Here is a 25072-nt window from a genome sequence, read left to right as displayed (position 1 = left end):
AATTCTATTTCTTTAGAGTAACTTAAAAATTAGTTTAAAAGAGCCTATGCTTAGCAACGCCCTTTTTTCGCTTGTCCTGGTGGGCAAAAGTCTCCCGGATGGTTATGATGAGGTGAATCGGGATCAATCACAATACTACCATCGGGCGTGTGGACTGCACATGCTGATAGTGACATTGTAAAAATTGCTGCGGCACAAAGAAGTAAAGTTTTCATCTTGTTCTCACTTTTTTATCATTCTCCTTTGTACTATAGAAATATTTTGATTGTTTTTCGATCTAATTTTGGTTAAAAAATATCTTTAATGCGCTTAATTAAGAAGAGATTAAGGAGATCGCAAAATTGTTCGAAATCCTACATGTGTTGCGGCTAAATCAAAATCCTGAGGATAGCGACTACTGCTACGATAACGTGAACAATAATTTTGTGCACAAAGAAAAGATCCACCTTTAATTACATATTGCGTGCTAGTGATTTGTTGTTGTCGTAAATCAGAATAATTTCCCATATGCTGGTCATGTGCACCCTGATAGGGAGATGATGTCCATTCCCATAGATTTCCAATCATATCGAATAGTTTAAAACCGTTAGGTTTAAAACATCCGACAGGAGCAATACCAGTAAAATGATCTTGGTTCAGATTTTCAAAGGGAAATACACCTTGCCAGTAATTGGCTTGCGGATGTTGATGTTCATCAGTAGGGGCCTGATGTAAAGGTGTATCAGTCTTTGAATTGGCTTTAGCTGCATATTCCCATTCTAGTTCTGTTGGTAAATCACGTCCTAGCCACACTGCATAATGTTCAGCATCATTTTTACTTACATACCTTACAGGCTCATTAGGATTTGCAATAGCACCATTACTGCCGTTTGGCGTTTTCCATGTATAACCTGATTTTAGCTGCCACCATTGCTGTGGGTGATCAGGATCAGGTGAAAAAACAGCGGCCTGCTTTTGTTTTTCGGCATCGGTAATATAGCCAGTTGCTTTTACAAAACTTGCAAATTGAGCGACCGTAACTTCAGTTTGGTCAATCCAAAATTCTTTGACTTTGCGCTGTTTTTTTCCAAAATTAAGTTCGTCGGGATAGGCTTTCTCAGAACCAAAATTAAAATTCCCATCGGCAATTAAAACCATTCCAGCTGTAGGTTGTTTGAGCCAAGCCTGAGGCAAACCAGTATAGTTTTGACACTTTTCAATAGACCCTAAATCAGCTAAAGAGGTTTGCTGTTGCGTTGAGGGTGCTGATTCAGAAACTTTTGAAGATTGGCTACAGCCTGTCATGATAGACAGGCTGATGGTGGTGACTAAAAAGGGTTTTAATTTCATTTGGGGGTATATTCCTGCACACCATTTTTCTCAGTATATTTTTGATAGACCGATAAGAGTTCTTGAACTTTTGCAGGATAAAGCTGAGCAACGTTTTGTCTTTCTCCTCGATCTAATTTAATGTTGTATAGTTCCCAAGTCCCTGTGCCTAATTCAGGGCGCCCTTCAAGTGCGATTTTCCATTCACCTTGTTTTGCATATTTGCTGCCATGTAACTCATCGGCAAAGCTAAAATTTGCAGGGCGAATAGTATTGGTTTTGTTTTCAAGCAAAGGTTTCCATGAAATCCCAGATGGCGTATTAATGGTACGACCGTTATATTGGCCTTGAGGTACTGGAATATGAGCATATTCTAGTAAGGTAGGGAAAACATCGAGTACCGATGCAAAGCTATGATTGGTTGCTTCTGCTTTTTTCTGGTTCGGTAATTTCACAATAGCAGGGGCAGTGGTTGCTCCTTCGCCAGCTGTATCTTTCCATAAATGAAATGGTGCCGCGCTGACCTCGGCCCAACGTGGCCCAATATAGTGATATGAAGTAGGTGTGCCAACATTGGCGACCGAGTTATCAAAACCAGATTCACTGCCATATCCGCCACGTACAAAACCTTCTGCACCATTATCTGAGACAAAGAAAATTAAAGTATTGTCATAAAGATTATTTTGTTTGAGATATTGAATAATGCGGCCGACATTGGCATCAAGATTTTCTACCATGCCCGCATAGATTTCCATCTTACGAGCTTCTAGAGCCTTTTGTTCGGCTGTTAATTCATCCCATTTCCCATATTTTTGTGGAGCATTTTGAGTCGCAATTGGTTCTGCTGCATCAAAGTTTGCAGGAATAATTCCAAGCTGTTTTTGTCTGGCAATGCGGGCATTACGAATTGCATCGTAACCTACATCATAAACTCCGCGATATTTTTCACGATATTCGGCTGGGGCTTGAATTGGCCAGTGAGGCGCCGTATAGGCAGCATAAGCAAAGAATGGTTTGCCACTATTTTTGCCTGAGTCTAAGTAGCTTAGTAATTTATCGGTGAAATAGTTGGTAGAGAAAAAGTCATCAGGCAAAGCTGAAACAGGAAGAACTTGACCATCTTCTGTATAAGTTGAATTTCGTTTAAAGGCGCTTGGTGCTTGCTTAAAATGATGGTCTAGACCTTGTAATAAAGTAAATGAATGATCAAAACCTTTTGCATGTGCATTGGTTTCAGGGGTTAGTCCTAAATGCCATTTACCGCTGATGTACGTGCGGTAACCATTGTCTTTAAGTACTTGTGCGATAGATAGAGAGCGTTCATTCAAATATCCCTCGTAACCTGGTTGTCCCTTCAAATGTTCTGGAGTGAGTTCTGCCATTGCGCCAATACCAGCTAAATGATGATCAGTACCGGAAATAAGTTGAGAACGTGTTGGCGAACAGGTCGGGGCAGTATGATAATCCGTTAAAAGGCGTCCTTCTTGAGCTAAACTATCAATATTAGGGGTGTGAATTTCACCACCAAAAGCTCCTAAATCTGAATAGCCTAAGTCATCAGCCATAATAAATAATATATTAGGTTGCTTAGGCGTGCTTACAACATTTTCTTGATTATCATTGTCATTACATCCAGCCAAAGATAAGCTAAATAATGCAATAGAAAGGCTAGATAAAATTGCTTTGTACTTCATTGTATCATCTGAATTATTAAAGGAATTGGCACGAGTTTAATCAGATGGTTTTTGTAAACAAAACAACGAATTGATCAAAGAAAAGCAGAAAAAAGACTGAGAATTTATGCAGATAAATAAATCAGAAAAAAAGAAAAGCCCATAACGGGCTTTTTCTTAGATTTATATGCTTTTAGAAAGGAAGGCGAGTAAGTTGGTCTAAGAAATGTGGAATAACTTTAGGTTCAAGTAAAATGGTTACGATGATTCCGTAAGCTGCACCCCATAAATGAGCACTATGGTTAATATTGCTATTACCACGCTTACCAGCCCAAATACTGTACGCCACATATAAAATCGCAAAAATAATAGCAGGTACAGGAATGAAGAATACAAAAATCAGCTTCCATGGCTGAAACAGAATATAAGCAAATAAAACTGCTGAAACAGCACCTGAGGCACCTAGGCTGGCCCAATTCGCATCATTTTTATGTTGTAAATAGCTTGGCAAAATCGCAAAGATTAAGCCACCTAAATAGAACAACACAAAACCCATGTCATAGAAATATTGGCGGTAAAAACTTTCAATGATACTGCCAAAGAAAAACAGGGTAATCATGTTGAAAAGTAGATGTGTTCCGTCGGCATGGATAAAGCCATGAGTAATGAATCGATCAATTTGTCCACGTTGCATTGCAGGCGGCCAAAAAATCAATCGGTTCATTACATTTTGATTGCTAAAAGCAAGTAAAGAAATAATGACCGTAATAATAATAAGAGTAACTGTATGGTTAAACGGCAAATGCAACATAAGAAATATTTAAAAAATGATCAATACTGAGCTCAATAATGCCATTAAAAACTTAACTTGAAACCCTGTTGTGTATAAATCCGACAAATTTAGTTGATTTTTTTTAAATCCACCTCATCTTCGGTTAATATAAAGGCATCAGCTTGAGGAATATTGTTATGTCGACTGAGAACACCAACACTGCTGTTGCAGAAGAAATTCCAAACCTTTTGATTACACCATCTGCACAAGAGTATTTGCACGATTTACTAACGAAGCAAAATACTCCGGGAATTGGCGTTCGAATTTTTGTTGAGCATCCGGGTACGCCACGTGCGGAATGCTGTATGGCATATAGTGCGCCAGAAGAAGTGATCCCAACGGATTATAAACAGGACTATCCTGATTTTCCTGCATATATTGATGCGCCATCTATTCCTTATCTTTTAGATGCCGTAATCGATTACAACAAGGACCGTTTTGGTGGTCAGCTCACTTTCCGTGCTCCAAACTCTAAAGTTCCACGTGTTGGTCCAGATGCTTCGATTGAAGAACGTATTACTTACATTCTTCAGGCAGAAATTAACCCAGGTCTTGCAGGGCATGGCGGAAATTGTAGCTTAGTAGAAGTACAAGATGATCCAGAACACGGTTTAACTGCTGTATTGAAATTTGGTGGTGGTTGCCAAGGTTGTTCTGCAATTGATGTTACCTTGAAACAAGGTGTAGAAACTACTTTAAGAGAGAACATTCCTGAGCTTCAACGTGTGGTTGACCAAACAGACCATACACAAGCTGAAGGTGCTTATTTCAAATAATCAAATTATTTGAAAAGTGAAATAAAAAAGCCTCGCGATGAGGTTTTTTTATTATTCAATATAAATAATGATAATTATTATCAATATCATTTGTAATTTTATTTATCTTTGTTACAATGCGAAACTGAAAATGAGAGATGTTTAATAAATCAATATATTGGGAATACTTATGTCGAAGCGTATTATCCAGTCAGTGCTTTCTGTTTCAGTACTGGCAAGTATGATGTCTATGGCTTATGCTGCACAAAATGAGCAAGAACAAGCTGAACAAGCATTAGAAAAGCCTGCTGAACCTGTGAAATTGGAAACAATTTTTGTAACAGCTGAAGAGCAAGTGAAGCAGTCGCTCGGTGTATCAGTAATCACCCAAGAAGATTTAGAAAAACTACCAGTTCGTAATGATATTTCTGATTATGTACGCCGTATGCCTGGTGTCAACTTAACAGGTAACAGCGCAACAGGGCAGCGTGGCAATAATAGACAAATTGATATTCGTGGAATGGGACCCGAAAACACGCTTATTTTAGTAGATGGAAAACCAATTAACTCTCGTAATTCAGTTCGTTATGGCTGGAAAGGAGAGCGTGATACACGCGGTGACTCAAACTGGGTGCCAGCAGAAGCAATCGAGTCGATTGAGGTTTTACGTGGTCCAGCAGCAGCTCGTTATGGCTCTGGTGCGGCAGGTGGTGTGGTTAACATCATTACTAAAAAAGTGACTAATGAAACCCATGGCTCAGTAGAGTTTTATACATCGCAACCTGAAGACTCTAAAGAAGGCGCATCAAATCGTGTTGGTTTTAACGTAAGTGGGCCACTGATTAAAGATGTTTTGTCTTATCGTTTATATGGTAATTACAATAAAACAGAAGCTGACGATGTTGATATTAATAAATCAATTGGTAGTACCGCAGCTGGGCGTGAAGGCGTTAAAAATAAAGATATTTCGGGCCGTTTAGCTTGGCAGGCAACAGACCAGCAAACTGTTTTGCTTGATGTTTCTTCTAGTAAACAAGGTAATATTTATTCTGGTGACTCTCAGTTAAATGCAAATGCAGAAGCTGATGCGATTCTTTCGGAACTTATTGGTAAAGAAACCAATACTATGTACCGTGATAGCTACGCATTAACCCATGAAGGTGATTGGTCTTGGGGTAAGAGTAAGCTCGTTGCTCAATATGACAAAACGCATAATAAACGTCTTCCAGAAGGCCTTGGCGGTAGCACAGAAGGAAAAATTAATAATCTTGATGATAAAGCCACTTCACGTTTGGAAACTCTTCGATTTAATGGTGAAGCCAATATTCCTTTTGAATATTATGTGCCGCATGTATTAACACTTGGTACTGAATGGGTTGAAGACAGATTTAAAGATAATGTGTCGACAAATCAAGGGAAAGACAGTAGTGGTTCAGGTTATGGCGATCAATTGGCTAAAGGCGATCGCAGTAAAATGGAGTCACGTATTGCTTCTGCATATATTGAAGATAACTTGAAACTCACAGAGAGCACAGATGTCGTGTTAGGCCTTCGTTTTGATGACCATAGTAAATCTGGTTCTAACTGGAGTCCAAGCTTAAATATTACCCAAAGACTTAACGATTATTTCACTTTAAAAGGTGGGGTAGCAAAAGCTTATAAAGCACCGAATATGTATCAAAATGCCGAAGGGTATTTATTAAGTACAAATGGTAATGGTTGTCCCGCCAATATTGAGTCACGTTGCTTGTTACAAGGTAATGGTGATTTAAAACCAGAAACTTCGGTTAACAAAGAGCTCGGTATCCAGTTCCAAAAAGACATCGTGAATGCGAGCTTAACTTGGTTCCGCAATGACTATAAAGATAAAATTGTGGCTGGTACAAATGTTGTTGGAACAGTTGATGGTTCAAGCACGAATGCAAATACAGGAGCTGTGACCAATACTAAGTGGAATATCTTACGTTGGGAAAATACGCCTAAAGCATTAATTCAAGGTTTTGAAGGAAGCTTAGGATTAGATTTCGGTGATATCCGCTGGACTAACAACTTTACGTATATGATGGATTCAAAAGATAAACAAACAGGTAATCCATTATCTTTGGTTCCAGTTTATACAATTAACTCAATTTTTGATTATGACATCACAGATCAGTTAGATGTAAATTTTGTGTTCACTCAATATGGCCGTCAAAAATCACGCCAGTTTGCAGAAAGTAGAATCGAATCGGGTATTGGTTCAGGTGGAGCAGATTCTGCGCTTAAGCCAAGTACTGTAAAAAGCTATAGTACCGCTGGAATCAATGTCGGTTATAAATTTTCAGACAATATAAGTACGCGTGTTGGTGTAAGTAATCTGTTTGATAAACAAATTTTAAGAGACAGTAATTCGATCAGCCAAACTTATAATGAACCAGGTCGAGCTTATTACGCTTCTTTAAAATATTCTTTCTAATCAATACAAATAACAAAGGCGCTCTAAGCGCCTTTGTTATTTAAAATATCTAATGCTTTTTCAGAATAATAAAATTTCTCTAAGTACACACGGGCACGGCGTCTTAAATGTCCTGTTGTAATTAACTGCTGTAATACAGGCACAAGTAACGTGGTCAGCTCATGTTGCACTAAGCTTTCATCAATATTGAGGTCACGGAGCAATAAATCAAAACTACGCTCTTGATTACGTACATACCAAGTATAGATACCATCATGTACTTGTTGTTTTAAATAATCAGTTTGGCGAATGTGGTCCCATATTTCATGCCCTAAACCAACCGTTTTTGATAAGTCTTGAGTTTCTACATAATTTTTTAAAACAGAAAGTGGCATAGTTTTAACTTTATGCCAAACATTTGCCTGAAAATGGTAGAGCTTATCATTGTCAAAATATTGGTTTAAAACACGCTCACTCATTTGGCTGAGTTTTAGAATATTCTTTTGCAAATAATGATTAATCGTATCGTCCAGATTGGAATCGGTTACTGTTTCTAAAACAGATTTCCCCATTTTCATAAAACGGCCTACACCAGGTACGCGTTTTGACATGGATTCATCTAAATAATCATGCATTGTTTGCTGAATCAGTTGCGTGAGTAGGGCTGAAAAAGCAGGATTATTCACAATTGTTTTAATGAGCTTTTTACGGTGCTGCTCTTTACTCGCAACGTATTGTGCAATTCTATCAATCGTTAAAACAGGAATAACATCCTCAATAGTTGCGGTGTCATTTGCAGGATGAATTAATGCAAAGCGAATATGCTCAGCAATTTGTTCAATTAGAAAATCAGAAGCAGGCGTATCTAAAATCTGCTTTTGAATGAGCTGTTGAATTTGTTCAAAAGTCCACAGATGCTGTAATTGCCGACTCCCCAACCAATGATAAAATTGCTCAAACTCTTGCTGGATCACCTGAGTCTGAGCAAATTGCTCATCTAAAAAATCTAGATGAGCTTCAATAAGTTTTTCAATAAGTGGTTGGGTAGACATAAGGTCTCACAAGTCCGAAGTTTTATTTAAGGTGTGGTCGTTTTTGACGACTGATTTGTTTCTACTTTAAGTAAAAACGGTAGATATTGTTGCATAACCAATTGTTCAGCTTCCAATATCGGCATATGGCCTACATTTTCTAAAATAACTGGAGGCTGAGCATTCTTTAAAAGCCGTTTTAGTTCACTTGCTACTTCGACATTAATAATCTTATCTTGTTTACCCCATAAAATGAGCGTCGGTGCATCGATCGTTTTGGTAAGTACCGCAAATGAGTCTGGTGTATAGACTTTATTAAGAGCAATCAATTGATCAACCAGTTTTTGTGTTTGAGGTGCCTGATCAATCATCAACTTTTCTTGAGCTTGAAGAAACTCTTTAGGAATAAACGGAGGATTAAACATGGTTTGTTTTAATAAATAATTAAAGTCACCTTTTTTAGACACTAAAAGCTGTTTTAGGTAAGCAGGATCTTTTAAATAAATTGTATTGGCTGAGCGAAAAATACCGCCGCTATCCACCAAGAATAGACTTTTGGTTTCAAATGGATATTGTCCGGCATAGAGTAGGGCAATAGAGCCGCCGAGTGAGTGCCCAGCAATATGAATTGGACCTTTTAAATTTGCAGCCTCAACAAAGCGACGTAACTTTTCAGCAAGATTTGGTACTGAATAATCGAAATCTTGTGGAACGATAGTTTCGCCACTACCCGGCAAATCGGGAATAATGACATGATAATTTGTGGTGAGATAACGAGCCACTCGGTTCCAGTTATCACGGCTGCCTGCTAGGCCATGAATAAGCAGTAAAGTCGGTTTTGTTGTGGAGCCGCCTTCGCTATATGACCAAGTCACATCACCGACTTTTAAGCTTTTACTTTGTAAACCTGCCCAGCTACGTTCTTGCTGTAAAACATTCTGGAACGTCACATCAATATTATCGGCTGCCTGTATTTGAGAAATACTCATCAATGACAATAAGCTACAAGCCAATGTCAGGGCGGTAGCAGTTTTTTTCATAGAGGCCTTAATTGATGTGGACACCCTTGTCATAGATTTCATCCTTGAAGCTTAAGCGAGTTTGAAAAATTATTGAAAAACTTTGCCAATGAGTCATTTGCCAAATGTTTAGAATGAGGAAAATTATAGTCAATCCGAGAACCAAAGTATGTCTATTTTTTCACTAAACAGTAGCGAATGTGCAGTGAGCTCTTCATTAAAACAAGTTAAGTATTTTTAAATTTTTTCATAGAAAAGGATTTATTTTTTGTCAGTGACATTCAAATTTTGACACATTAAAATGATTTCCAACCTTGAAAAAACAATGGAAATATAAAATGCCTACTGCGCAAGAAGTTTTAGATCGTCTGAAAGCCGGTAATCAACGATTTGTAAATGGAAATACTTCCCTTGCAAAAACCTTATCTCATCAAGAACGCGCTGAAATGGCAAAGGATCAAAATCCATTTGCAATTGTACTTGGCTGCTCAGATTCTCGTGTTCCAGCAGAGATGGTATTTGACCAAGGTCTTGGTGATTTATTTGTAATCCGTGTTGCTGGTAATGTGGTTGCACCTTCACAAGTCGGTAGTGTCGAGTTCGCAGCAGAGCGTTATGACTGCCCGGTTGTAGTTGTATTAGGACACAGTCATTGTGGCGCGATTCAAGCAACAATTGATACGTTAATGAATCCTGATCACCCGCCATCATCTAACCTAATGTCGATTGTGAACCGCGTTCGTCCATCAGTTGAAATTTTAATGCAGACTGATTTAAAAAATGATTTGAAAAAATTATCATGTCATGCAGTGCGTTCAAACGTTTTTGCTTCAGTAAATCAATTACGCCATGGTTCAGCGGTGTTAGAGAGCCTGATTGCAAAAGGTGAGTTGATTGTTGTCGGTGCAGAATATTCACTCGAAACTGGTGAAGTTACTTTTTTTGATTTCTGATCATATTAAAAAGAATATTTAAAGATAAAAGGTGCCTATAGGGCACCTTTTATATATGGGTAAGCTAAATTAAGTAGTTTTGACTGCGCTTGAGCATTGGGATGAATCAAATCATTTTGCATAAGCTGTTTTTGACCAGCAACACCATCTAGAAAAAACGGTAGTAGTTTCACCTGATGTTTTTGGCTTACGACTTTATAATTATTTTCAAAAGCTTTGCTATACGCAGCACCATAATTTGGCGGAATCTTCATGCCAAAAAGAATAACTTTGGCTTTTTGTTTTTGGCTTAATTGAATGAGCTGATCCAGATTTTTTTGAATCATTTGAGGCGGTTGCCCACGCAAGCCGTCATTTCCACCTAATTCAATCACGACCACATTCGGCTTATAGGTCTGCAATAATTTAGGTAATCGGGCTAAAGCGCCGCTTGTTGTTTCTCCACTAACACTTGCATTGACCACTTTGTGTTGTTTGGGATACTGTTGGTCTAAACGTTTTTGCAGTAATTGCACCCAACCTTGTTTGGGATCAATTCCGTAACCGGCACTAATACTATCTCCTAAAATTAAAATAGTTTTCGCCGATACAAGCATAGGCAACATACTTAATGAGATGAGCATGATGCTTTTAGAACCAATCAAAAAAGATTTAGACATTTGTACTTCGACCCTGATTCTGAATACATAGGACTTTTCACATCATGCCACAACCCATCATTGCTGCCCATCAAGTTACACAAACTATTCAGATTAACCAAAATCAGTTTACGATTTTAAAAGATATTGATTTAGAGATTTTTGAAGGGGAACAGGTAGCAATTACGGGACGTTCCGGCTCAGGTAAATCAACCTTACTAGGAATTTTGGCGACTTTAGATCAACCGTCTGAAGGAGAAGTCTGGTTGTGTGGACAAGCTGTACATCAGTTAACAGAGGAACAACGTGCCCAAATCAGAATGCTACATATTGGTTTTGTATTTCAGTCTTTTCAACTTCTGCCTCAGTTGAGTGCGCTTGAAAATGTGATGTTACCTTTGCGACTACGTAAAGATTTTGATTATAAAACTGCAGAGAAAAAAGCTTTAGATTGGTTGCATCGAGTTGGGCTGAGTCGTCAAGTTGAACAAACACCTAAAGTTTTATCTGGTGGCGAGCAACAGCGTGTGGCGATTGCACGCGCTCTTATTGCAGAACCACAAATTATTTTTGCAGATGAACCGACTGGAAATCTAGATGGTCAGACAGCACAAGAAATTGAAAACTTACTCTTTGATTTAAACAGAGAGTTAGGTACAACACTGATTTTGGTGACGCATGATCGTAATTTAGCAACCCTTTGTCAGCGTCATGTTGAGTTAGATGATGGCCGACTAAAGACAGTACAGGGTGGTTAAACTATGCGTAATCTTCTCAAGCCTCTGTTGCTACAAAGTTTTCGTACCGGTGGATTATATCTACTCATTATTGCTTTATCGCTTGCGATTAGCGCAACGACAGCCCTGAAATTTAGTAATGACCAAGTTAAAAATGCAGTCAGTTTGCAAGCTTCACAAATGCTGGGTGCTGATTTAGTTCTGTCGAATAACGAGCCTATCGAACAGCAGTGGAAAAAGAAAGCTGAGCAGCTTGGTTTAAAGCAAACTAATGTCACTATATTTAGCTCGATGGCACATACCCAAGATCAGTTTGTCATGGTGAATGTAAAGGCAATTGAGCCTTTATTTCCACTCAGAGGACAGCTTGAAATTTCGCCAGAAACTCAAGCGATTCAATCTGGTGAAGTTTGGTTAAGTCAAAGAGCAGCAGATTTACTTAAAGTAAAGCTAGGAGATACTGTTTCTATTGCTGATGGTACCTTCCGTTTTAGTGGCGTGATTGTGCGTGATTCAAATCAGGAACTCGGTTTTTCAGGCTTTTCACCAACCGTTATTATTCATCAAGCAGATATTGCTAAGACTCATGCGATTCAGACAGGGAGCAGAATTGACTATCGTTTATTAATGGCAGGTAGCCCTGAACAGGTTCAGTCATTTTCAAAGCAATTTAAGCAACAGCATCAACCTTCTAAAGATGTAGATGAAACGGCTGGCTTGCGTTTACGTGATGCAAGTGAATCGAACAGTAGGTTATTACGTCCGCTTGAAAATTTAGATACCTTTTTGCAATTGGCCAATATTTTAACGATTTTATTGTGTGGTATTGCCATCGCTTTAACGAGTCAAAGATATGTTCAACAAAACCAAGATCACATTGCACTTATTAGATGCTTAGGCGCCAGTAAGTTCCAAATCTTGTGGGCATATATTGGATTGCTTTGTATTGTCAGTGCGATTTCAATTGTGCTGGGAAGCCTATTAGGTTTAATCATGGGGTTTGGCCTGCTGCAACTTATGCTGCAATTGATCCCCCAATTAGAGTTAAGTTTTTCAGTTGTACCTCTTTTAATCGGTCCTTTACCAATTGCTATTTTTACAAGCGTGATTGTGCTGCTTGGTTTTATCTTGCCAAGCATCTGGGAGCTTTTAAATACACCTCCAATTCGGGTTATTCGCGAGCAAGCCAAATCTCGCAAATCTTTATTCTTTATGTTTTTTGCAGGGATCACTAGTCTAGTCGTTTTTAGTTTGGTATTGAGTGAAAACTTAATGCTCAGCATTCTGGTTTTAGCAGCAATTATTGTTCTTTGTATTTTGCTTTACACTGTTGTTTGGCTATTGCTTCGCAGTTTAAAAAAGCTGAAAAATCGTTTGTCTTTTTATATTCGTTCGCCATCGCAAAGCGCCTTACAAATTACTGCATTGGCTTTAGGCTTAAGCCTCATTACAGTACTCAGTGTATTAAGAACAGATTTATTAGAGCGTTGGCAACAACAACTTCCGGAAGGAACACCGAATCAATTTGTTTATGGATTGCCTCCATTTGATTTAAAAACCTTTGAGCAACAGTTAAAGCAACATGGTTGGCAAAGCACCCCGTTATACCCCAATATTCGTGGCCGATTACTGGCTAAAAATGATGTACCTTTTTCAGAAGAGGCTATAAAGCAAAATAATTCTTTACGCCGTGAACTGAATTTGACTCAATCAGATTTACTACCAAATGACAATGTCATTACAAATGGTCAAGCCCAGTTTAATGGCATAGGACAAGTTTCAGTCGAAAGTAAAACTGCCGAAAGTTTGGGAATCCAAATTGGAGACAAGCTTACCTTTAGCCTGCCTGAAGGTACACTACAAGCCAAAGTTGTGAATTTCCGGAGTGTCGAGTGGGAAAGTTTTAGCCCTAACTTTTTCTTTATTTTTTCACCTAAAACCTTAGACGAAAATGCTGGAAGTTATTTAGGTAGTTTCTATGTGCCTAAGCAAGATCAACCTAAAATGATCACTATTATTCAGCAGTTCTCAAATACAGTATTTATTGATGTTGACCGGATTTTAGATGAAGTAAAACGCTTAATGAATGTTTTGGTCAAAATAGTAACTGTACTGGCAGCGTTAGTCGGTTTTTCTGGAATATTGGTACTGATTGCATGTTTAAACCTGTTAATGGACGAGCGACGCCGTGAGGTTGCTTTACTGCGCTCATTTGGTTTATCTAAAAATAAAATGAAGCAAATGCTCAGTTTTGAGATTGGTTTCTTAGGTCTGCTAGCAGGCATAGTTGCCTGCTGTTTTGCAGAAGTGATTAGTGCGATCGCAAGCTATAAAATGAATATGGCAATACAGTGGCATATTGAAATATGGCTGATTTTACCAATTGGCATGATGCTGGTTTGTGCGCTGATTGGTCGTTATCGACTAGGCTATCTCTGTAATTTGCCACCTTTACAAAGTTTAAGAGAATTAAACCAATTGTAGTTTAAGGAATAATGTCAGGGTTCTGGATGATGATTTCATGCCATAGGGGAAGCAACGGTGAGTTGAGCTGTACACAGTACATATAAAAACCACCTGTAATTACAAATGCTCCTAATAAGCCTAAGATTTTGAGCACATTTTTTAACTTGCTGACATAGCTTAAGTACCACATCAGTGCAAGAAACGCTCCAATAATAATGCCGCCAATATGCGCGGCATTATTAATACCGGTTGCGACAAAACCAAAAACAAGGTTGATGGCCATAATCATTAATAATGCTTTTTTATCGAGTATGTAGGCTTGATCCGGCAGCGGTTGAAATAAAGAAAGAACGGTTAAAGCAGCACCTAATCCCATCACGGCACCTGAAGCACCTGCACTGACATGAGGTAGTAAGCTTTGATCGAAATGTTGCAATAATTCATGCCCATTTTGAATAGTCATATAGCTACTGAGAAGGCTACCAAATAAGCCAGCAAGTAAATACATACCTATAAAATAGAAGCGACCAAATAGTGACTCAGCTACATTACCGAAAATATAGAGGGCCCACATGTTAAGCATGAGGTGAACAAGACCAAAATGAAAAAACATGCTGGTAAATAAGCGTTCGGGCTGCCCAGTAAAAGTAAGTGGTGTAAAATCAGCCCCCCAATGAATAGCATCTTTCATGGCTGGGTCGCTAATATCGACACCAGTTGCAATTTGCCAGACAAACAAACTTACATTAATCAAGATCAGTAAGGCGGTCAGCCACCAAGTTTGTACATTGAGTTTACGATTAATGTGCGGAGGCTGATATTGAGTCATGCTATGCTTTTGTTATATATGAACATGCTTAACAGCTTAACATGAAAAAAGTTGAATACAGGAGATCAGGACGAACATGAAAGCTTTTATTGTTCGCGTGTTGTTAATTTTTATTGGGGCAATTCTCCTTATTCAGCTTTGGATTTTCTCAAGTTTGGTTTGGTGGCGTACACATGAAGTTGATACCACCATGTTTATGAGAATTGATTATTGGTCAGATACCTCAGAGCCGATCATTCATGAATGGCTTGACTATGATGATATTAGCGACAATTTCAAACATGCGATTTTAGCTGGGGAAGATGCAAAATTCATCCATCATCATGGTTTTGACTGGGATGGCATCCGTTTTGCTCTAGAGCGTAATAATGAAGAAGGAGAGGTTGTTGCTGGTGGATCTACTGTGTCTCAGCAACTTGCAAAGAATTTGTTTTTATACAATAAGCGTTCGTTTATTCGTAAAGGCCAAGAAACTATCGCAACTTGGATGATGGAGCGAATGTGGTCAAAACGCCGGATTCTTGAGGTGTATATGAACTCTGTTGAATTTGGCAAAAATCGATATGGTGTTGAAGCAGCAGCTCAATATTATTATGGTAAAAGTGCGAGAAGCTTAACGCGCGAACAAGCTGCCTTTTTAGCCGCGTTATTGCCTGATCCGAAATATTATCAAGACCACCGTAACGATCGTAAACTACAATATAGAAAACGCGTTATTTTACGTTATATGAATAGTACCCAGATTCCTGAATAATGATGTTTAAAGATGTGTTAATTTTTTAGTTTTTACCAAATTGTCATATTTTTGCAGCATACTGTTTTATAGAGATTTTGGCTGGATAGAGAATTGAGTTAGACATGAATACAGCGATTACACCAACGACCCCTACAGAATATAGTTATAATGACCGTTATATAAATCGTGAATTGTCTATTCTTGACTTCCATTTGCGTGTATTGGAGCAAGCGGTAGACCCTTTACATCCATTACTTGAGCGAATGAATTTCTTGCTCATTTTTTCACGTAATCTAGACGAGTTTTTCGAAATTCGTGTTGCGGGGGTAATGGAGCAATTTTCTCTAGGTAATGAGAGTCGTAGCCCTGATGGTTTGACGCCAAGACAAGTCTTACAAAAAATCTCTGAAACTGCTCACGCTGCGATTGAGCGTCAATATCGTATTTTAAATGAAGAAATTTTACCTAAGTTGCGTGAAGAAGATATTTGCTTCCTCCGTCGTGGTGAACTAACGCCAGCACAGTCAGCTTGGATTAAGAAGTATTTTCAAGAACAAGTTGCACCTGTATTAACTCCAATTAGCTTAGATCCAGCGCATCCGTTCCCACGTCTCGTAAACAAGAGCTTAAACTTTATTATTACCTTAGAAGGTAAAGATGCTTTTGGCCGTCAAATTGATTTAGCCGTGGTTCCAGCCCCACGTTCATTACCTCGCGTTGTACGACTGCCAGATGAGTTAACAGGTGGTAAAGAACATCACGTCATGCTATCTGCAATTATTCATGAACATGTGTCCGATTTGTTCCCTGGCATGACAGCAACAGGATGCTATCAATTCCGTGTTACACGTAATGCTGACTTGGCATTAAATGAAGATGTTGAAGATTTAGCAAAAGCTTTAAAAGGTGAATTAAGTTCTCGACGTTTTGGTCGTGCTGTTCGCTTAGAAGTAACTCATAACTGTCCGCAGCATATTTACGAGTACTTATTAGAAGAATTTGATTTAACTGATGAGCAATTATATAAAGTTGATGGTCCTGTAAACTTGGCTCGTCTGGTTTCAAATTTTAAACGCCCTCATTTGCGTTATGACTCACATACGCCGGTTGTGCCTAAAGTGTTTAAAAAGACCGAGAGCATTTTCTCTGCAATGCAGAAGCAAGATATTTTGCTTCATCATCCGTTTGAATCTTTCGCTCCCGTGATTCAGCTACTTCGTGAAGCTGCTCGCGATCCACAAGTATTGGCAATCAAGCAGACACTTTACCGTAGTGGTGCTGACTCTGAAATTGTACAGATTTTGGCGGAAGCTGCGCGTAATGGAAAAGAAGTGACCGCGGTTATTGAATTACGTGCCCGCTTTGATGAAGAATCAAATATTGAAGTAGCTAACGTTTTACAAGAAGCGGGGGCTGTCGTTGTTTACGGTATTGTTGGTTATAAAACTCACGCCAAAATGATTATGGTGGTGCGCCGTGAAAATAACAAACTTGTGCGTTACGTTCATTTAGGCACTGGTAACTACCATGCAATGAATGCTCGAATTTATACCGATTATGGTCTCATGACGACCGATAAAGATCTCTGTGAAGACGTGCATCGTATCTTCCAAGAACTCACGGGTATGGGCAAAATGGCGAAATTGAAAAAGCTATTACATGCACCATTTACCTTACATGCTCAGCTCATCAACTTTATTGATGACGAAATTGCCAATGCTAAGGCAGGACGTAAAGCTCAAATCATTGTAAAAGTGAATGCCTTAACGGAAGTTCAATTGATCAATAAATTATATGAAGCATCTCAAGCGGGTGTTCAAATTGATCTAATTATTCGTTCTATTTGCTGTTTACGTCCAGGATTGCCTAATTTATCAGAAAATATTCGTGTACGTTCAATTGTAGGACGCTTCCTTGAGCATACGCGTGTTTATTACTTTAGCAATAATGGTGATGCCCGTATCTATTGTTCAAGTGCAGACTGGATGGATCGTAATTTATTTAATCGTGTTGAGGCATGTTTCCCTATTGAAGATCCTGTTTTGAAAAAGCGTATCTATCAACAAGGATTAGTAAACTATTTACAAGATAATCAACAGGCTTGGTTATTGCAAGCCGATGGTACTTGGGTACGTGCTGAGCCAGCAGAGGGTGAAAAACTACATAATGCTCAAAGGGCATTATTAGAAATGATTAAATAATAAGTTTTAAATTTAATTAAAAAAGCCGACAAAATGTCGGCTTTTTAATTTACTGAAATTCAAAGTAATTTAGTTAGTTTTTCTAAATGGTTGTTGGATAAACGATAATAATTTGAAGCACAGCAATATGTTTTTAAAATATGTGATTTTTGCCATAAAACATTGAATTTTAAAAATATACAAATCAGGAGAAATCTACTTTAATACGCCGCATTAAATATACTTAACTTTGGTAAATGAATAAGATGCAATGCTTTATTAGAAGTTTACTTTTTAAAATAATTTTGGGGATAATGCCAGTGACCGCTTACGCAGATCAGAAGTGTTATGGGGATATCATCGTATTTCAAAGATTTGATGACCAAGGGGTATATCCTTATTTTGCATTAGCTTCTAATGATAAAAATAAAAAGAGTGAGGTAAGGAATAAAGCAATAATCATTCAAAAAAGAAAACAAAAGCAAGATGAGTTTTTAGCTCAAAAGAAAACTGAGGATGTTCACACAAAGAAATTAGAAGAAAAGAAAAATTCTGAAAATAAAAAACAACTTGATGCTGCGATTGCTAAAGAAATTTTGGAAAATGGTGAAAAAAAATGGATGGTACAAGTTGCATTAGCTTCTAATCAAAATAAAGCCAATAGGATTCAATCACAGCTTGAAGCAAAAGGCTATAAGGTCGTAACTAGTTCAACCACTAAAGGAATACGGGTTATGATAGATCCGGCCAACGACTATGCTATAGCACAAATTATTAGAGAAAAAATTGTCGCCGATCCTAGTTTGAATATGCAATCTGCTTGGGTGTTTAAGTGGGCATCCCTTACCGCTCAATAAAATAAAAAGGAGTCCGAAGACTCCTTTTTTTATTCATGCAGATTTGTTGTGATTTTCTGCATAATTTGCAGTAATACGTCGAATTCACTTTGTAGCGGCGTACTTTTACGTGTAACGAGTGCTAAAGTACGGCTTGGGGCATCTTCAATTGGTTTTGCAGTAATCTGATCATTAAATTTGATCATACTATTTTCAATTGCAATTTCTGGTAAAAGCGTAAAGCCTAAATCAGAAGAAACCATTTCAACTAAAGTTGGTAAAGAACTTGCTTTTAAACGGTTGTCGTTTTTACGTTCACCGATAGGGCAGGCACTTAAAACATGGTCGCGTAAACAGTGACCTTCCTCAAGCAGAATTAATCTTGATAAATCAAGGTCATCTAGAGAGTTTGCTTGTAAAGCATTTGCATCTTGCTTACTACACACAAGGTACAAATTTTCTTTCGAGATTTCAGCGACTTTTAGGCCTCTGGTATCAAATGGTAGAGCAAGAACAATCATGTCTAGATTACCATGTTCTAGACGCTCTACAATTTTTTCACTTTGAGCTTCATGCAGATGCAATTGAATTTTAGGTAACTGCTGATGCACTTCATCAAGTAACCGTGTCAGGATAAAAGGTGCAATGGTTGGGATAACTCCCAAATGCAAATCACCTGTTAACGGTTCACTCATTTCACGGCTCAAACGCATTAAATCTTGAGCATCTGCTAGTAGTACACGGGCACGAGCAACGACTTGTTCACCTAAGGGTGTTAAACGCACATTCTGACGGTCACGCTCTACCAGAACGCCACCTAATAACCGTTCAAGCTCCATGATGCCGCCTGATAACGTCGATTGCGTGACAAAAGAGCGGCGTGCTGCTTCAGTAAAATGCAAAGTTTCCGACAACGTAACTAAATATGATAGCTGTCTTAGTGAGGGTAATGCAGCCATAGTGTCCTAGTATGATGATTTAAAATGATGCGCAAATAAACCGCTAAGCTGTGGAATAAAATGTGCAGGGATATCATGCCCCATTCCATCAATTAATTCAAACTTAGCGCCGGAAATTGCTTTTGCTACGGCCTTACCGTGACTAGGTGGAAGTAAGCGATCACGAGAGCCATGTAAGACTAACGCAGGTTGCTTAATTTCACGGTCCAGTTGAAGTAAGGAGCCTGTACATAATATTGCTAAAAACTGTTGAAGTACACCAGCAGGATAATAGCTGCGTTGATAAAGTTTGCGTGCAGTTTGCATTGCTTCAATCTGGTTGACGTAACCAGGTGAACCAATCAATTGAAATAGTTTTAAACTGTGATTAACAATACCTTCTTCGTCACGCGATTCAGGTTTGCCAATTAAACTCAAAAGCTGTTTCGGAAAAGGAGGGGGTAAAAAAGGCTGATTATTACTTGTAAACATGAGCCCCAATTTCTCAACCTTTTCAGGATATTTTGCTGCAAGAATTTGAGCAATCATCCCACCCATTGATGCGCCAATGACATGTGTTTTAGCCACGCCTAAACGGTCAATGAGCATTGATACATCATCTGCCATATCGTGCAGGGTATAAGGTGCCCCTTGATTACTTAGACCGAGTGCAAAGCGACCCATCAATTTAACAGTATTTAAACGCTTACCTTCATGACGTACTTTTGAAGAAAGGCCAATATCACGGTTATCAAAACGAATAACACGAAAACCTTGATCAATGAGTGATTTACAGAAGAAATCTGGCCAGAAAAGCATTTGAGCCCCAAGACCCATAATCAGCAAAATGGTTGGATGTTCCGGTTTTCCACCTACTTCTACATGTAGCTCAATACCATTGCCTAAGTTGACTTTGGTTTCTTGCATGAAAGATGTGTATGGCGAAATGTTAAACTGTAAGGCGCTATTCATGTTATTCATTCCTTAAAGGAATACTCACAAAAGAGTATTCCTGATTCAAACCTTATGCTTGAGCTGGAATAAGATCTGGAACAAGCTTTGTTAAAGTTAAGCGTTGTTTACCTGCTGTTGCACCTAACAATACGAAACCACGCAATGTTCCTTCATTGTCAATTGCTTTAGCAAGCATACCATCGTCGAACTCTTCTGTTTCCCAGTTCACTTCTACATCTACTGGTGCCGGTAATACTGTAAGTGGAGCTGCAGGAGTTTTTACTGCAACTGGCATAGCAGGGTAGTGCACGGCAGTTTGTTGTCCGCTGAGGGTTTTTGCAAGAGCACGAGCTTGCTGCATAATTGGCATTACATACGGAAGTAGCGTGCCATTTACTTCAGCGCAATCGCCAATTGCATAAATATCGGCTTGATTTGTTTCAAGTAAACTATTAGTAATAATTCCACGGCTTGTTTGAATATCTGCGCTTTTAGCAAGTGAAATATTTGGCTGTAAACCAATGGCTGAAAGAACGATGTCGGCCACCAAAGTTTGGCCGTTTGCGAGTGTAATCGCATAATCTTCGCCATTATTAATTTTACTGACTTTTTCAACGGTTGTGCCTAATGCAAATTTAACACCAGCCTCTTCGAGATTTTGCTGGAATGCAGAAGCAATATGACCTGGCAATAAGCGACCTAATGGTTGAGGTGCCAAATCAATAACAGTAATGTCATATTCACTGTGAAGTAAGTCATTGGCGAATTCACAACCAATTAAACCTGCACCCAAAATAACAACACGTTTATCTTTACGTTGAGCTAGATTTTCACGGAAAGCACGGTAATCAATTAGCGAGTTCACGACATGAATGTCATCGCTACCATCGCCTGCAATTGCAAGACGAATTGGGTTAGCACCAACCGCTAAAATCAGTTTTGAATAGGGTTGATTCGAAGTTACCCCATCTTTCTCAAGAACAAGGTCATGACGTTCAGCTAAAATTTCTTTTACAAAAGTGAAAGGCTCAATACGCATATTGAGTTGGGTACCCATTTTAGCAGCATCACCTAAAGCAATCTGTTCAGGTGCTTTCTTACCTGCAAATGCATTTGATAATGTTGGCTTTGCATAATTCACTGCATCATCCGCACAAATCATCACAAGTTCTTGCTCTGGGCTAAGTTTACGAAACTCACGTGCTAAGGTATAACCCGCCATGCCTGATCCGATAATGACGATTGGATGCATTTTTCTCTCCAGAGTTAGAATTGTTTATTTAATACGGTAATGGGTAATATACGTAAAAAAGACCATGTCAATCATGGCCTTTTACTGTAAGTCATTAGATTTCGATCATTTCGAAGTCAGCTTTTGAAACGCCGCAATCAGGGCAAGTCCAGTCATCAGGGATATCTTCCCATTTTGTTCCAGCTGCAATGCCGTCTTGTGGCCAACCTTCTGCTTCATCGTAAATCCATCCACAAACGATACATTGATATTTTTTCATGAGACTCTCCGCACTGATAAGTTTGCTCAAAGCTGCCTTTCAGTAAAACTATTCCATCTATTAATAATGTAACCACGATCCGGTCAATAATAACCAATGTGCCTTTGATCGGATATCAAATTTTTACGCAGTTCTACATTTAATGTAAAGCAAATAACGGAGTTTAATCATTCGTAAGCAAAGATGAATGGCAGGTTAGGACAAATAAGTGGTTTTTTAGGCAAAACTTGAGCATAAACTAATAATAACTAATACATTCTTAACGTTAATTTTAAACTTAATGTTGTTTGTGAAATTATTGAGAAATAAAAAGTGTCTGCTCATTTAAAAGATTTATATAATAAGAAAGCTAAATAACAACAAATGAAAATGTAATAGATGTCATCATTAAATCCGAAAATTAAAATTCGACATCATAAGAACGGAATAAATCAGGGAAGTGAAGTATGGAAAACTTAGTATACGAAGTAGAAATTGAAGCGCCTATAGAGAAAGTATGGGAATTGCTCTGGAATAACGAGACATATAATGCTTGGACAAAATTCTTTGCCCCAGATTCCTCAATGCGTACCGATTGGCAAATCGGTGGTAAAACTTATTTCTTAGATGGTGAAGGCAATGGCATGATTTCCACAATCAAAGAATTGAAAAAACCGGAAATTTTGATTTTTAAACATTTAGGAATGATTAAGGACGGTAAGGAAGATTTAGAAAGTGAAGAAGTCAAAGGCTGGAGTGGTTCATTAGAAAAATATTTTCTAAGCCAACACGATAATGTAACTACTTTAAGAGTCGAATTAGCCACCTTACCCGAATATATGGGTATGTTGAAAAGTGGCTTCGTCCAAGGTTTTGAGGTAATCAAGAAATTGGCAGAAAAAAATAAATAATCTGTTTTAAATCTAAGCCAAATATTTTTTATAAATTTTCATAATCAAATCATTGATGCGAGAAGGATAGGCTAAGCGATGATGTCCACCTTCAAATGTTTCAACATTCATGTAGGGTGCAAGTTTTTCTTGAACCTGATACATATCAAGTTGCTCATCTCCTAATTCTAAATAGGCCATTTTAGGATTAGAGATGGTGAGCTCCTCTTCAGAAAGTTGAGGATAGTCAGGTCGAAAACTAGGTGTAAGACTTGGATTTGCCACAATCACAGCTAATTTATGTTGAGCGGCAGTTTTTAAGGCCCAATATCCTCCAATGCTGTGACCAACCAGTAAATCTGGTTTGATCGTCTGAATAGCCTGATGATAAAAGTACTCAACAGACGCATAACTTAAGTTACGATAATCAACGTCAATACAAAATTTTTCAGGATGTAAAATGGCGTGGAACTTTGTTGATTCACGAGAAGAATCCAAGCCATGTAAAAATAGAATTTTCATTATTTACGACACAATCTCATTGATAAAATACAAGGCAAATAGGGCCTTTGAATATCGAGGTTATTTGGATTTTTTTATATTTTACTAAAAGCTTTAAAAAATGATCTTAGCGATTGGTCTAAGTCATTTTGCCTTTAAAAAGTACTGCTCTTTTCCATAAATTGTCTTTTTTCATTTTTGTTTGATTGAAATCATTCGAAAAACTCCTGCAATCTGTTAAGCTATGCTACTTCATTTTTACTTAATCGAGGCAGAGATGACGCAACAAAACGCTCAATCGACTTCTGAACCAACTATTTCCGAAAACGATTTAATTGCACAGCGTCATGCCAAATTAAAGCAAATCCAAGATGTTGCGAAGGAAACTGGAAAGAGTCCTTGGCCAAATACTTTTAAGCGTGAACATTACGCAGCTGATCTACAAGAACAATTTAAAGATCAGTCGAAAGAACAAATTGAAAGCGCTGAGCATGTTTATGTAAAAGTGGCTGGCCGTGTCATGTTAAACCGTGGTTCTTTCATGGTGATTCAAGACATGACAGGTCGTATTCAGTTATATGTTGACCGTAAAGGCTTACCAAAAGATATTCTTGAAACTATTAAAGGTTTAGATCTTGGTGACATTATTGCTGCCGAAGGTTATATCGGACGTTCAGGCAAAGGTGACTTATATGTTCATCTTGAAGGTTTTGAACTTCTTACAAAATCTCTTCGTCCGTTACCAGATAAATTTCATGGCTTAAATGACACAGAAGTTAAGTACCGTAAACGCTACCTTGACTTAATTGTGAATGAAGAAACACGTAAAACTTTTGAAATCCGCGCCAAAGTTGTTGCTGGTATCCGAGCGTTCTTAAACAACGAACGTTTCATGGAAGTTGAAACGCCAATGATGCATGTGATTCCAGGTGGTGCTTCTGCACGTCCATTTGAAACACATCACAATGCTTTGGATATGCCTTTATTCTTACGTATTGCGCCTGAACTTTATTTGAAGCGTTTAGTGGTTGGTGGTTTTGAGCGTGTGTTCGAAATCAACCGTAACTTCCGTAATGAAGGGGTGTCAACACGTCACAACCCTGAATTCACGATGATCGAGTTTTATCAGGCATATGCTGATTATAAAGACTTAATGGCATTGACTGAAAATATGCTTGAAAAGCTGGCTTTGGATATCCTAGGTACAACTGATGTTCCTTACCAAGGTGAAGTATTTAGCTTCAAAGGGCCATTCAAGAAAATCTCTATGTTCGATGCGATCTTAGAGAATAATCCGCAATTCACACCTGAAAATGTAAGTGATCGCGAGTTTCTTGCAAAATTTATTCGTGAAGAGTTGAAAGAAGAAGTTAAGCCAGGTTTTGGTTTAGGTAAGCTTCAAACAATCGTATTTGAAGAAACTGTTGAGACTAAACTTCGTCAGCCAACATTTATTACCGAGTATCCAGCGGAAACATCTCCATTGGCTCGTCGTAACGATGACAATCCACACGTTACAGATCGTTTTGAATTCTTCATCGGTGGTCGTGAATTAGCAAATGGCTTCAGCGAGTTAAATGACCCAATCGATCAAGCTGAGCGTTTCCAAGCGCAAGTTGCTGAAAAAGACGCTGGTGATGATGAAGCAATGCATTACGATGCAGAGTTTGTTGAAGCACTTGAATATGGTTTACCTCCAACAGCAGGTGAAGGTATTGGTATTGACCGTTTGGTTATGTTATTTGCTGACGCACCAAGCATCCGCGATGTAATTTTATTCCCGCATATGCGCCGTAAAGAAGGTTAATCTTCTAAGATGCGAAAAGGCAGTATTTATACTGCCTTTTTTATTACTTTTTACATCTCAAAACT

The 25072-nt window shown here is 38.3% G+C and carries 24 protein-coding genes; 10 read left to right on the top strand and 14 right to left on the bottom strand.

The annotated features are described in order from the left end of the window. Positions 1–50: 50 nt before the first annotated feature. The 4 genes from KTJ10_RS09920 to KTJ10_RS09905 form a co-directional block, all read right to left on the bottom strand. Positions 51–215, bottom strand: coding sequence for a hypothetical protein (locus KTJ10_RS09920; protein ID WP_086264877.1), 165 nt, complete (start codon positions 213–215; stop codon positions 51–53). 109 nt (positions 216–324) lie between these two features. After that, positions 325–1329: a formylglycine-generating enzyme family protein gene (locus tag KTJ10_RS09915; protein WP_262441918.1), complete on the bottom strand. Its 1005-nt coding sequence runs from the start codon at positions 1327–1329 to the stop codon at positions 325–327. After that, positions 1326–3002, bottom strand: coding sequence for an arylsulfatase (locus tag KTJ10_RS09910; protein WP_262441917.1), 1677 nt, complete (start codon positions 3000–3002; stop codon positions 1326–1328). The genes KTJ10_RS09915 and KTJ10_RS09910 overlap by 4 nt, the downstream gene beginning before the upstream one ends. Positions 3003–3174: 172 nt before the next feature. After that, complete coding sequence (locus KTJ10_RS09905; RefSeq protein ID WP_017387134.1) at positions 3175–3792, bottom strand: rhomboid family intramembrane serine protease; 618 nt, start codon at positions 3790–3792, stop codon at positions 3175–3177. A 158-nt stretch (positions 3793–3950) separates the two neighbouring features. Here KTJ10_RS09905 and nfuA point away from each other — a divergent pair, with 158 nt between their 5' ends. Beyond that, positions 3951–4589 (top strand): Fe-S biogenesis protein NfuA, encoded by a 639-nt coding sequence (gene nfuA, locus KTJ10_RS09900; RefSeq protein WP_002117617.1) that lies wholly within the window; start codon positions 3951–3953, stop codon positions 4587–4589. Positions 4590–4758: 169 nt separating this feature from the next. Continuing rightward, the gene (locus KTJ10_RS09895) at positions 4759–7023 is read left to right on the top strand and encodes a TonB-dependent siderophore receptor (protein ID WP_262441916.1); all 2265 of its coding nucleotides are present in this window, start codon (positions 4759–4761) and stop codon (positions 7021–7023) included. Positions 7024–7046: 23 nt separating this feature from the next. Here the strand turns inward: KTJ10_RS09895 and KTJ10_RS09890 are convergent, their stop codons facing one another. Then, on the bottom strand, positions 7047–8054 hold the full coding sequence (locus KTJ10_RS09890; protein WP_262441915.1) for a hypothetical protein: 1008 nt from the start codon (positions 8052–8054) through the stop codon (positions 7047–7049). A 26-nt stretch (positions 8055–8080) separates the two neighbouring features. Continuing rightward, positions 8081–9106, bottom strand: coding sequence for an alpha/beta fold hydrolase (locus KTJ10_RS09885; RefSeq protein ID WP_199992692.1), 1026 nt, complete (start codon positions 9104–9106; stop codon positions 8081–8083). A gap of 284 nt (positions 9107–9390) precedes the next feature. Here KTJ10_RS09885 and KTJ10_RS09880 point away from each other — a divergent pair, with 284 nt between their 5' ends. Continuing rightward, entirely contained in the window at positions 9391–10005 is a 615-nt protein-coding gene (locus KTJ10_RS09880; RefSeq protein WP_002117769.1) for a carbonic anhydrase, read from the top strand. A gap of 35 nt (positions 10006–10040) precedes the next feature. Here KTJ10_RS09880 and KTJ10_RS09875 read toward each other — a convergent pair whose 3' ends face one another. Then, positions 10041–10664 carry an arylesterase gene (locus KTJ10_RS09875; RefSeq protein ID WP_033848609.1) on the bottom strand — a complete coding sequence of 208 codons (624 nt, stop codon included), beginning with the start codon at positions 10662–10664 and terminating at the stop codon, positions 10041–10043. 44 nt (positions 10665–10708) lie between these two features. Between KTJ10_RS09875 and KTJ10_RS09870 the strand changes: the two genes are divergently transcribed. Both KTJ10_RS09870 and KTJ10_RS09865 read left to right on the top strand, forming a co-directional pair. Continuing rightward, on the top strand, positions 10709–11401 hold the full coding sequence (locus KTJ10_RS09870) for an ABC transporter ATP-binding protein (RefSeq protein ID WP_033848611.1): 693 nt from the start codon (positions 10709–10711) through the stop codon (positions 11399–11401). 3 nt (positions 11402–11404) lie between these two features. Continuing rightward, the gene (locus tag KTJ10_RS09865) at positions 11405–13864 is read left to right on the top strand and encodes an ABC transporter permease (RefSeq protein WP_262441914.1); all 2460 of its coding nucleotides are present in this window, start codon (positions 11405–11407) and stop codon (positions 13862–13864) included. A gap of 1 nt (position 13865) precedes the next feature. Here the strand turns inward: KTJ10_RS09865 and KTJ10_RS09860 are convergent, their stop codons facing one another. Continuing rightward, positions 13866–14675, bottom strand: coding sequence for a rhomboid family intramembrane serine protease (locus KTJ10_RS09860; protein WP_262441913.1), 810 nt, complete (start codon positions 14673–14675; stop codon positions 13866–13868). Between the two features lie 76 nt (positions 14676–14751). Here KTJ10_RS09860 and mtgA point away from each other — a divergent pair, with 76 nt between their 5' ends. Together mtgA and ppk1 are read left to right on the top strand one after the other, a co-directional pair. Next, positions 14752–15429, top strand: coding sequence for a monofunctional biosynthetic peptidoglycan transglycosylase (gene mtgA, locus KTJ10_RS09855; RefSeq protein WP_002117784.1), 678 nt, complete (start codon positions 14752–14754; stop codon positions 15427–15429). 104 nt (positions 15430–15533) lie between these two features. Next, positions 15534–17612 (top strand): polyphosphate kinase 1, encoded by a 2079-nt coding sequence (gene ppk1, locus KTJ10_RS09850; protein WP_262441912.1) that lies wholly within the window; start codon positions 15534–15536, stop codon positions 17610–17612. A gap of 59 nt (positions 17613–17671) precedes the next feature. On the opposite strand, the gene KTJ10_RS09845 is transcribed toward ppk1, so the two are convergent. Next, on the bottom strand, positions 17672–17800 hold the full coding sequence (locus tag KTJ10_RS09845) for a hypothetical protein (protein ID WP_086264938.1): 129 nt from the start codon (positions 17798–17800) through the stop codon (positions 17672–17674). Between the two features lie 57 nt (positions 17801–17857). Between KTJ10_RS09845 and KTJ10_RS09840 the strand changes: the two genes are divergently transcribed. Beyond that, a complete protein-coding gene (locus KTJ10_RS09840) occupies positions 17858–18448 on the top strand; it encodes an SPOR domain-containing protein (RefSeq protein ID WP_199992752.1) in 591 nt (196 codons plus the stop codon). Positions 18449–18477: 29 nt separating this feature from the next. On the opposite strand, the gene oxyR is transcribed toward KTJ10_RS09840, so the two are convergent. The 4 genes from oxyR to rubA all read right to left on the bottom strand — a co-directional run bounded on the left by oxyR (position 18478) and on the right by rubA (position 21830). After that, positions 18478–19386, bottom strand: coding sequence for a LysR family transcriptional regulator OxyR (oxyR, locus tag KTJ10_RS09835; RefSeq protein ID WP_068566306.1), 909 nt, complete (start codon positions 19384–19386; stop codon positions 18478–18480). A gap of 6 nt (positions 19387–19392) precedes the next feature. Continuing rightward, positions 19393–20337, bottom strand: a complete 945-nt coding sequence (estB, locus tag KTJ10_RS09830; RefSeq protein ID WP_032056843.1) for an esterase EstB — start codon at positions 20335–20337, stop codon at positions 19393–19395. Between the two features lie 52 nt (positions 20338–20389). Further along, entirely contained in the window at positions 20390–21571 is a 1182-nt protein-coding gene (gene rubB, locus KTJ10_RS09825; RefSeq protein WP_262441911.1) for a rubredoxin reductase RubB, read from the bottom strand. A gap of 94 nt (positions 21572–21665) precedes the next feature. After that, positions 21666–21830, bottom strand: a complete 165-nt coding sequence (rubA, locus tag KTJ10_RS09820) for a rubredoxin RubA (RefSeq protein WP_000760495.1) — start codon at positions 21828–21830, stop codon at positions 21666–21668. Between the two features lie 446 nt (positions 21831–22276). Here rubA and KTJ10_RS09815 point away from each other — a divergent pair, with 446 nt between their 5' ends. Beyond that, positions 22277–22720, top strand: a complete 444-nt coding sequence (locus tag KTJ10_RS09815) for an SRPBCC family protein (protein WP_262441910.1) — start codon at positions 22277–22279, stop codon at positions 22718–22720. Between the two features lie 12 nt (positions 22721–22732). Here the strand turns inward: KTJ10_RS09815 and KTJ10_RS09810 are convergent, their stop codons facing one another. Next, a complete protein-coding gene (locus KTJ10_RS09810) occupies positions 22733–23221 on the bottom strand; it encodes a YqiA/YcfP family alpha/beta fold hydrolase (protein WP_262441909.1) in 489 nt (162 codons plus the stop codon). 256 nt (positions 23222–23477) lie between these two features. Between KTJ10_RS09810 and lysS the strand changes: the two genes are divergently transcribed. Continuing rightward, positions 23478–25007 (top strand): lysine--tRNA ligase, encoded by a 1530-nt coding sequence (gene lysS / locus KTJ10_RS09805; protein ID WP_262441908.1) that lies wholly within the window; start codon positions 23478–23480, stop codon positions 25005–25007. The last annotated feature ends 65 nt before the right edge of the window (positions 25008–25072 follow it).

Source organism: Acinetobacter sp. WU_MDCI_Abxc222, assembly GCF_025514755.1.
In the GTDB taxonomy this organism is placed as follows: Bacteria; Pseudomonadota; Gammaproteobacteria; order Pseudomonadales; family Moraxellaceae; genus Acinetobacter; species Acinetobacter geminorum.
The sequence above is the reverse complement of the archived record's forward strand: the minus strand, read 5'-3'. Positions and strand labels throughout refer to the sequence as shown.

Excerpts from the sequence above, each read along its gene's own strand:
- KTJ10_RS09920 (WP_086264877.1), bottom strand. The coding sequence starts at position 215 with ATGAAAACTTTACTTCTTTGTGCCGCAGCAATTTTTACAATGTCACTA.
- KTJ10_RS09915 (WP_262441918.1), bottom strand. The coding sequence starts at position 1,329 with ATGAAATTAAAACCCTTTTTAGTCACCACCATCAGCCTGTCTATCATG.
- KTJ10_RS09910 (WP_262441917.1), bottom strand. The coding sequence starts at position 3,002 with ATGAAGTACAAAGCAATTTTATCTAGCCTTTCTATTGCATTATTTAGC.
- KTJ10_RS09905 (WP_017387134.1), bottom strand. The coding sequence starts at position 3,792 with ATGTTGCATTTGCCGTTTAACCATACAGTTACTCTTATTATTATTACG.
- nfuA (WP_002117617.1), top strand. The coding sequence starts at position 3,951 with ATGTCGACTGAGAACACCAACACTGCTGTTGCAGAAGAAATTCCAAAC.
- KTJ10_RS09895 (WP_262441916.1), top strand. The coding sequence starts at position 4,759 with ATGTCGAAGCGTATTATCCAGTCAGTGCTTTCTGTTTCAGTACTGGCA.
- KTJ10_RS09890 (WP_262441915.1), bottom strand. The coding sequence starts at position 8,054 with ATGTCTACCCAACCACTTATTGAAAAACTTATTGAAGCTCATCTAGAT.
- KTJ10_RS09885 (WP_199992692.1), bottom strand. The coding sequence starts at position 9,106 with ATGACAAGGGTGTCCACATCAATTAAGGCCTCTATGAAAAAAACTGCT.
- KTJ10_RS09880 (WP_002117769.1), top strand. The coding sequence starts at position 9,391 with ATGCCTACTGCGCAAGAAGTTTTAGATCGTCTGAAAGCCGGTAATCAA.
- KTJ10_RS09875 (WP_033848609.1), bottom strand. The coding sequence starts at position 10,664 with ATGTCTAAATCTTTTTTGATTGGTTCTAAAAGCATCATGCTCATCTCA.
- KTJ10_RS09870 (WP_033848611.1), top strand. The coding sequence starts at position 10,709 with ATGCCACAACCCATCATTGCTGCCCATCAAGTTACACAAACTATTCAG.
- KTJ10_RS09865 (WP_262441914.1), top strand. The coding sequence starts at position 11,405 with ATGCGTAATCTTCTCAAGCCTCTGTTGCTACAAAGTTTTCGTACCGGT.
- KTJ10_RS09860 (WP_262441913.1), bottom strand. The coding sequence starts at position 14,675 with ATGACTCAATATCAGCCTCCGCACATTAATCGTAAACTCAATGTACAA.
- mtgA (WP_002117784.1), top strand. The coding sequence starts at position 14,752 with ATGAAAGCTTTTATTGTTCGCGTGTTGTTAATTTTTATTGGGGCAATT.
- ppk1 (WP_262441912.1), top strand. The coding sequence starts at position 15,534 with ATGAATACAGCGATTACACCAACGACCCCTACAGAATATAGTTATAAT.
- KTJ10_RS09840 (WP_199992752.1), top strand. The coding sequence starts at position 17,858 with ATGCAATGCTTTATTAGAAGTTTACTTTTTAAAATAATTTTGGGGATA.
- oxyR (WP_068566306.1), bottom strand. The coding sequence starts at position 19,386 with ATGGCTGCATTACCCTCACTAAGACAGCTATCATATTTAGTTACGTTG.
- estB (WP_032056843.1), bottom strand. The coding sequence starts at position 20,337 with ATGAATAGCGCCTTACAGTTTAACATTTCGCCATACACATCTTTCATG.
- rubB (WP_262441911.1), bottom strand. The coding sequence starts at position 21,571 with ATGCATCCAATCGTCATTATCGGATCAGGCATGGCGGGTTATACCTTA.
- rubA (WP_000760495.1), bottom strand. The coding sequence starts at position 21,830 with ATGAAAAAATATCAATGTATCGTTTGTGGATGGATTTACGATGAAGCA.
- KTJ10_RS09815 (WP_262441910.1), top strand. The coding sequence starts at position 22,277 with ATGGAAAACTTAGTATACGAAGTAGAAATTGAAGCGCCTATAGAGAAA.
- KTJ10_RS09810 (WP_262441909.1), bottom strand. The coding sequence starts at position 23,221 with ATGAAAATTCTATTTTTACATGGCTTGGATTCTTCTCGTGAATCAACA.
- lysS (WP_262441908.1), top strand. The coding sequence starts at position 23,478 with ATGACGCAACAAAACGCTCAATCGACTTCTGAACCAACTATTTCCGAA.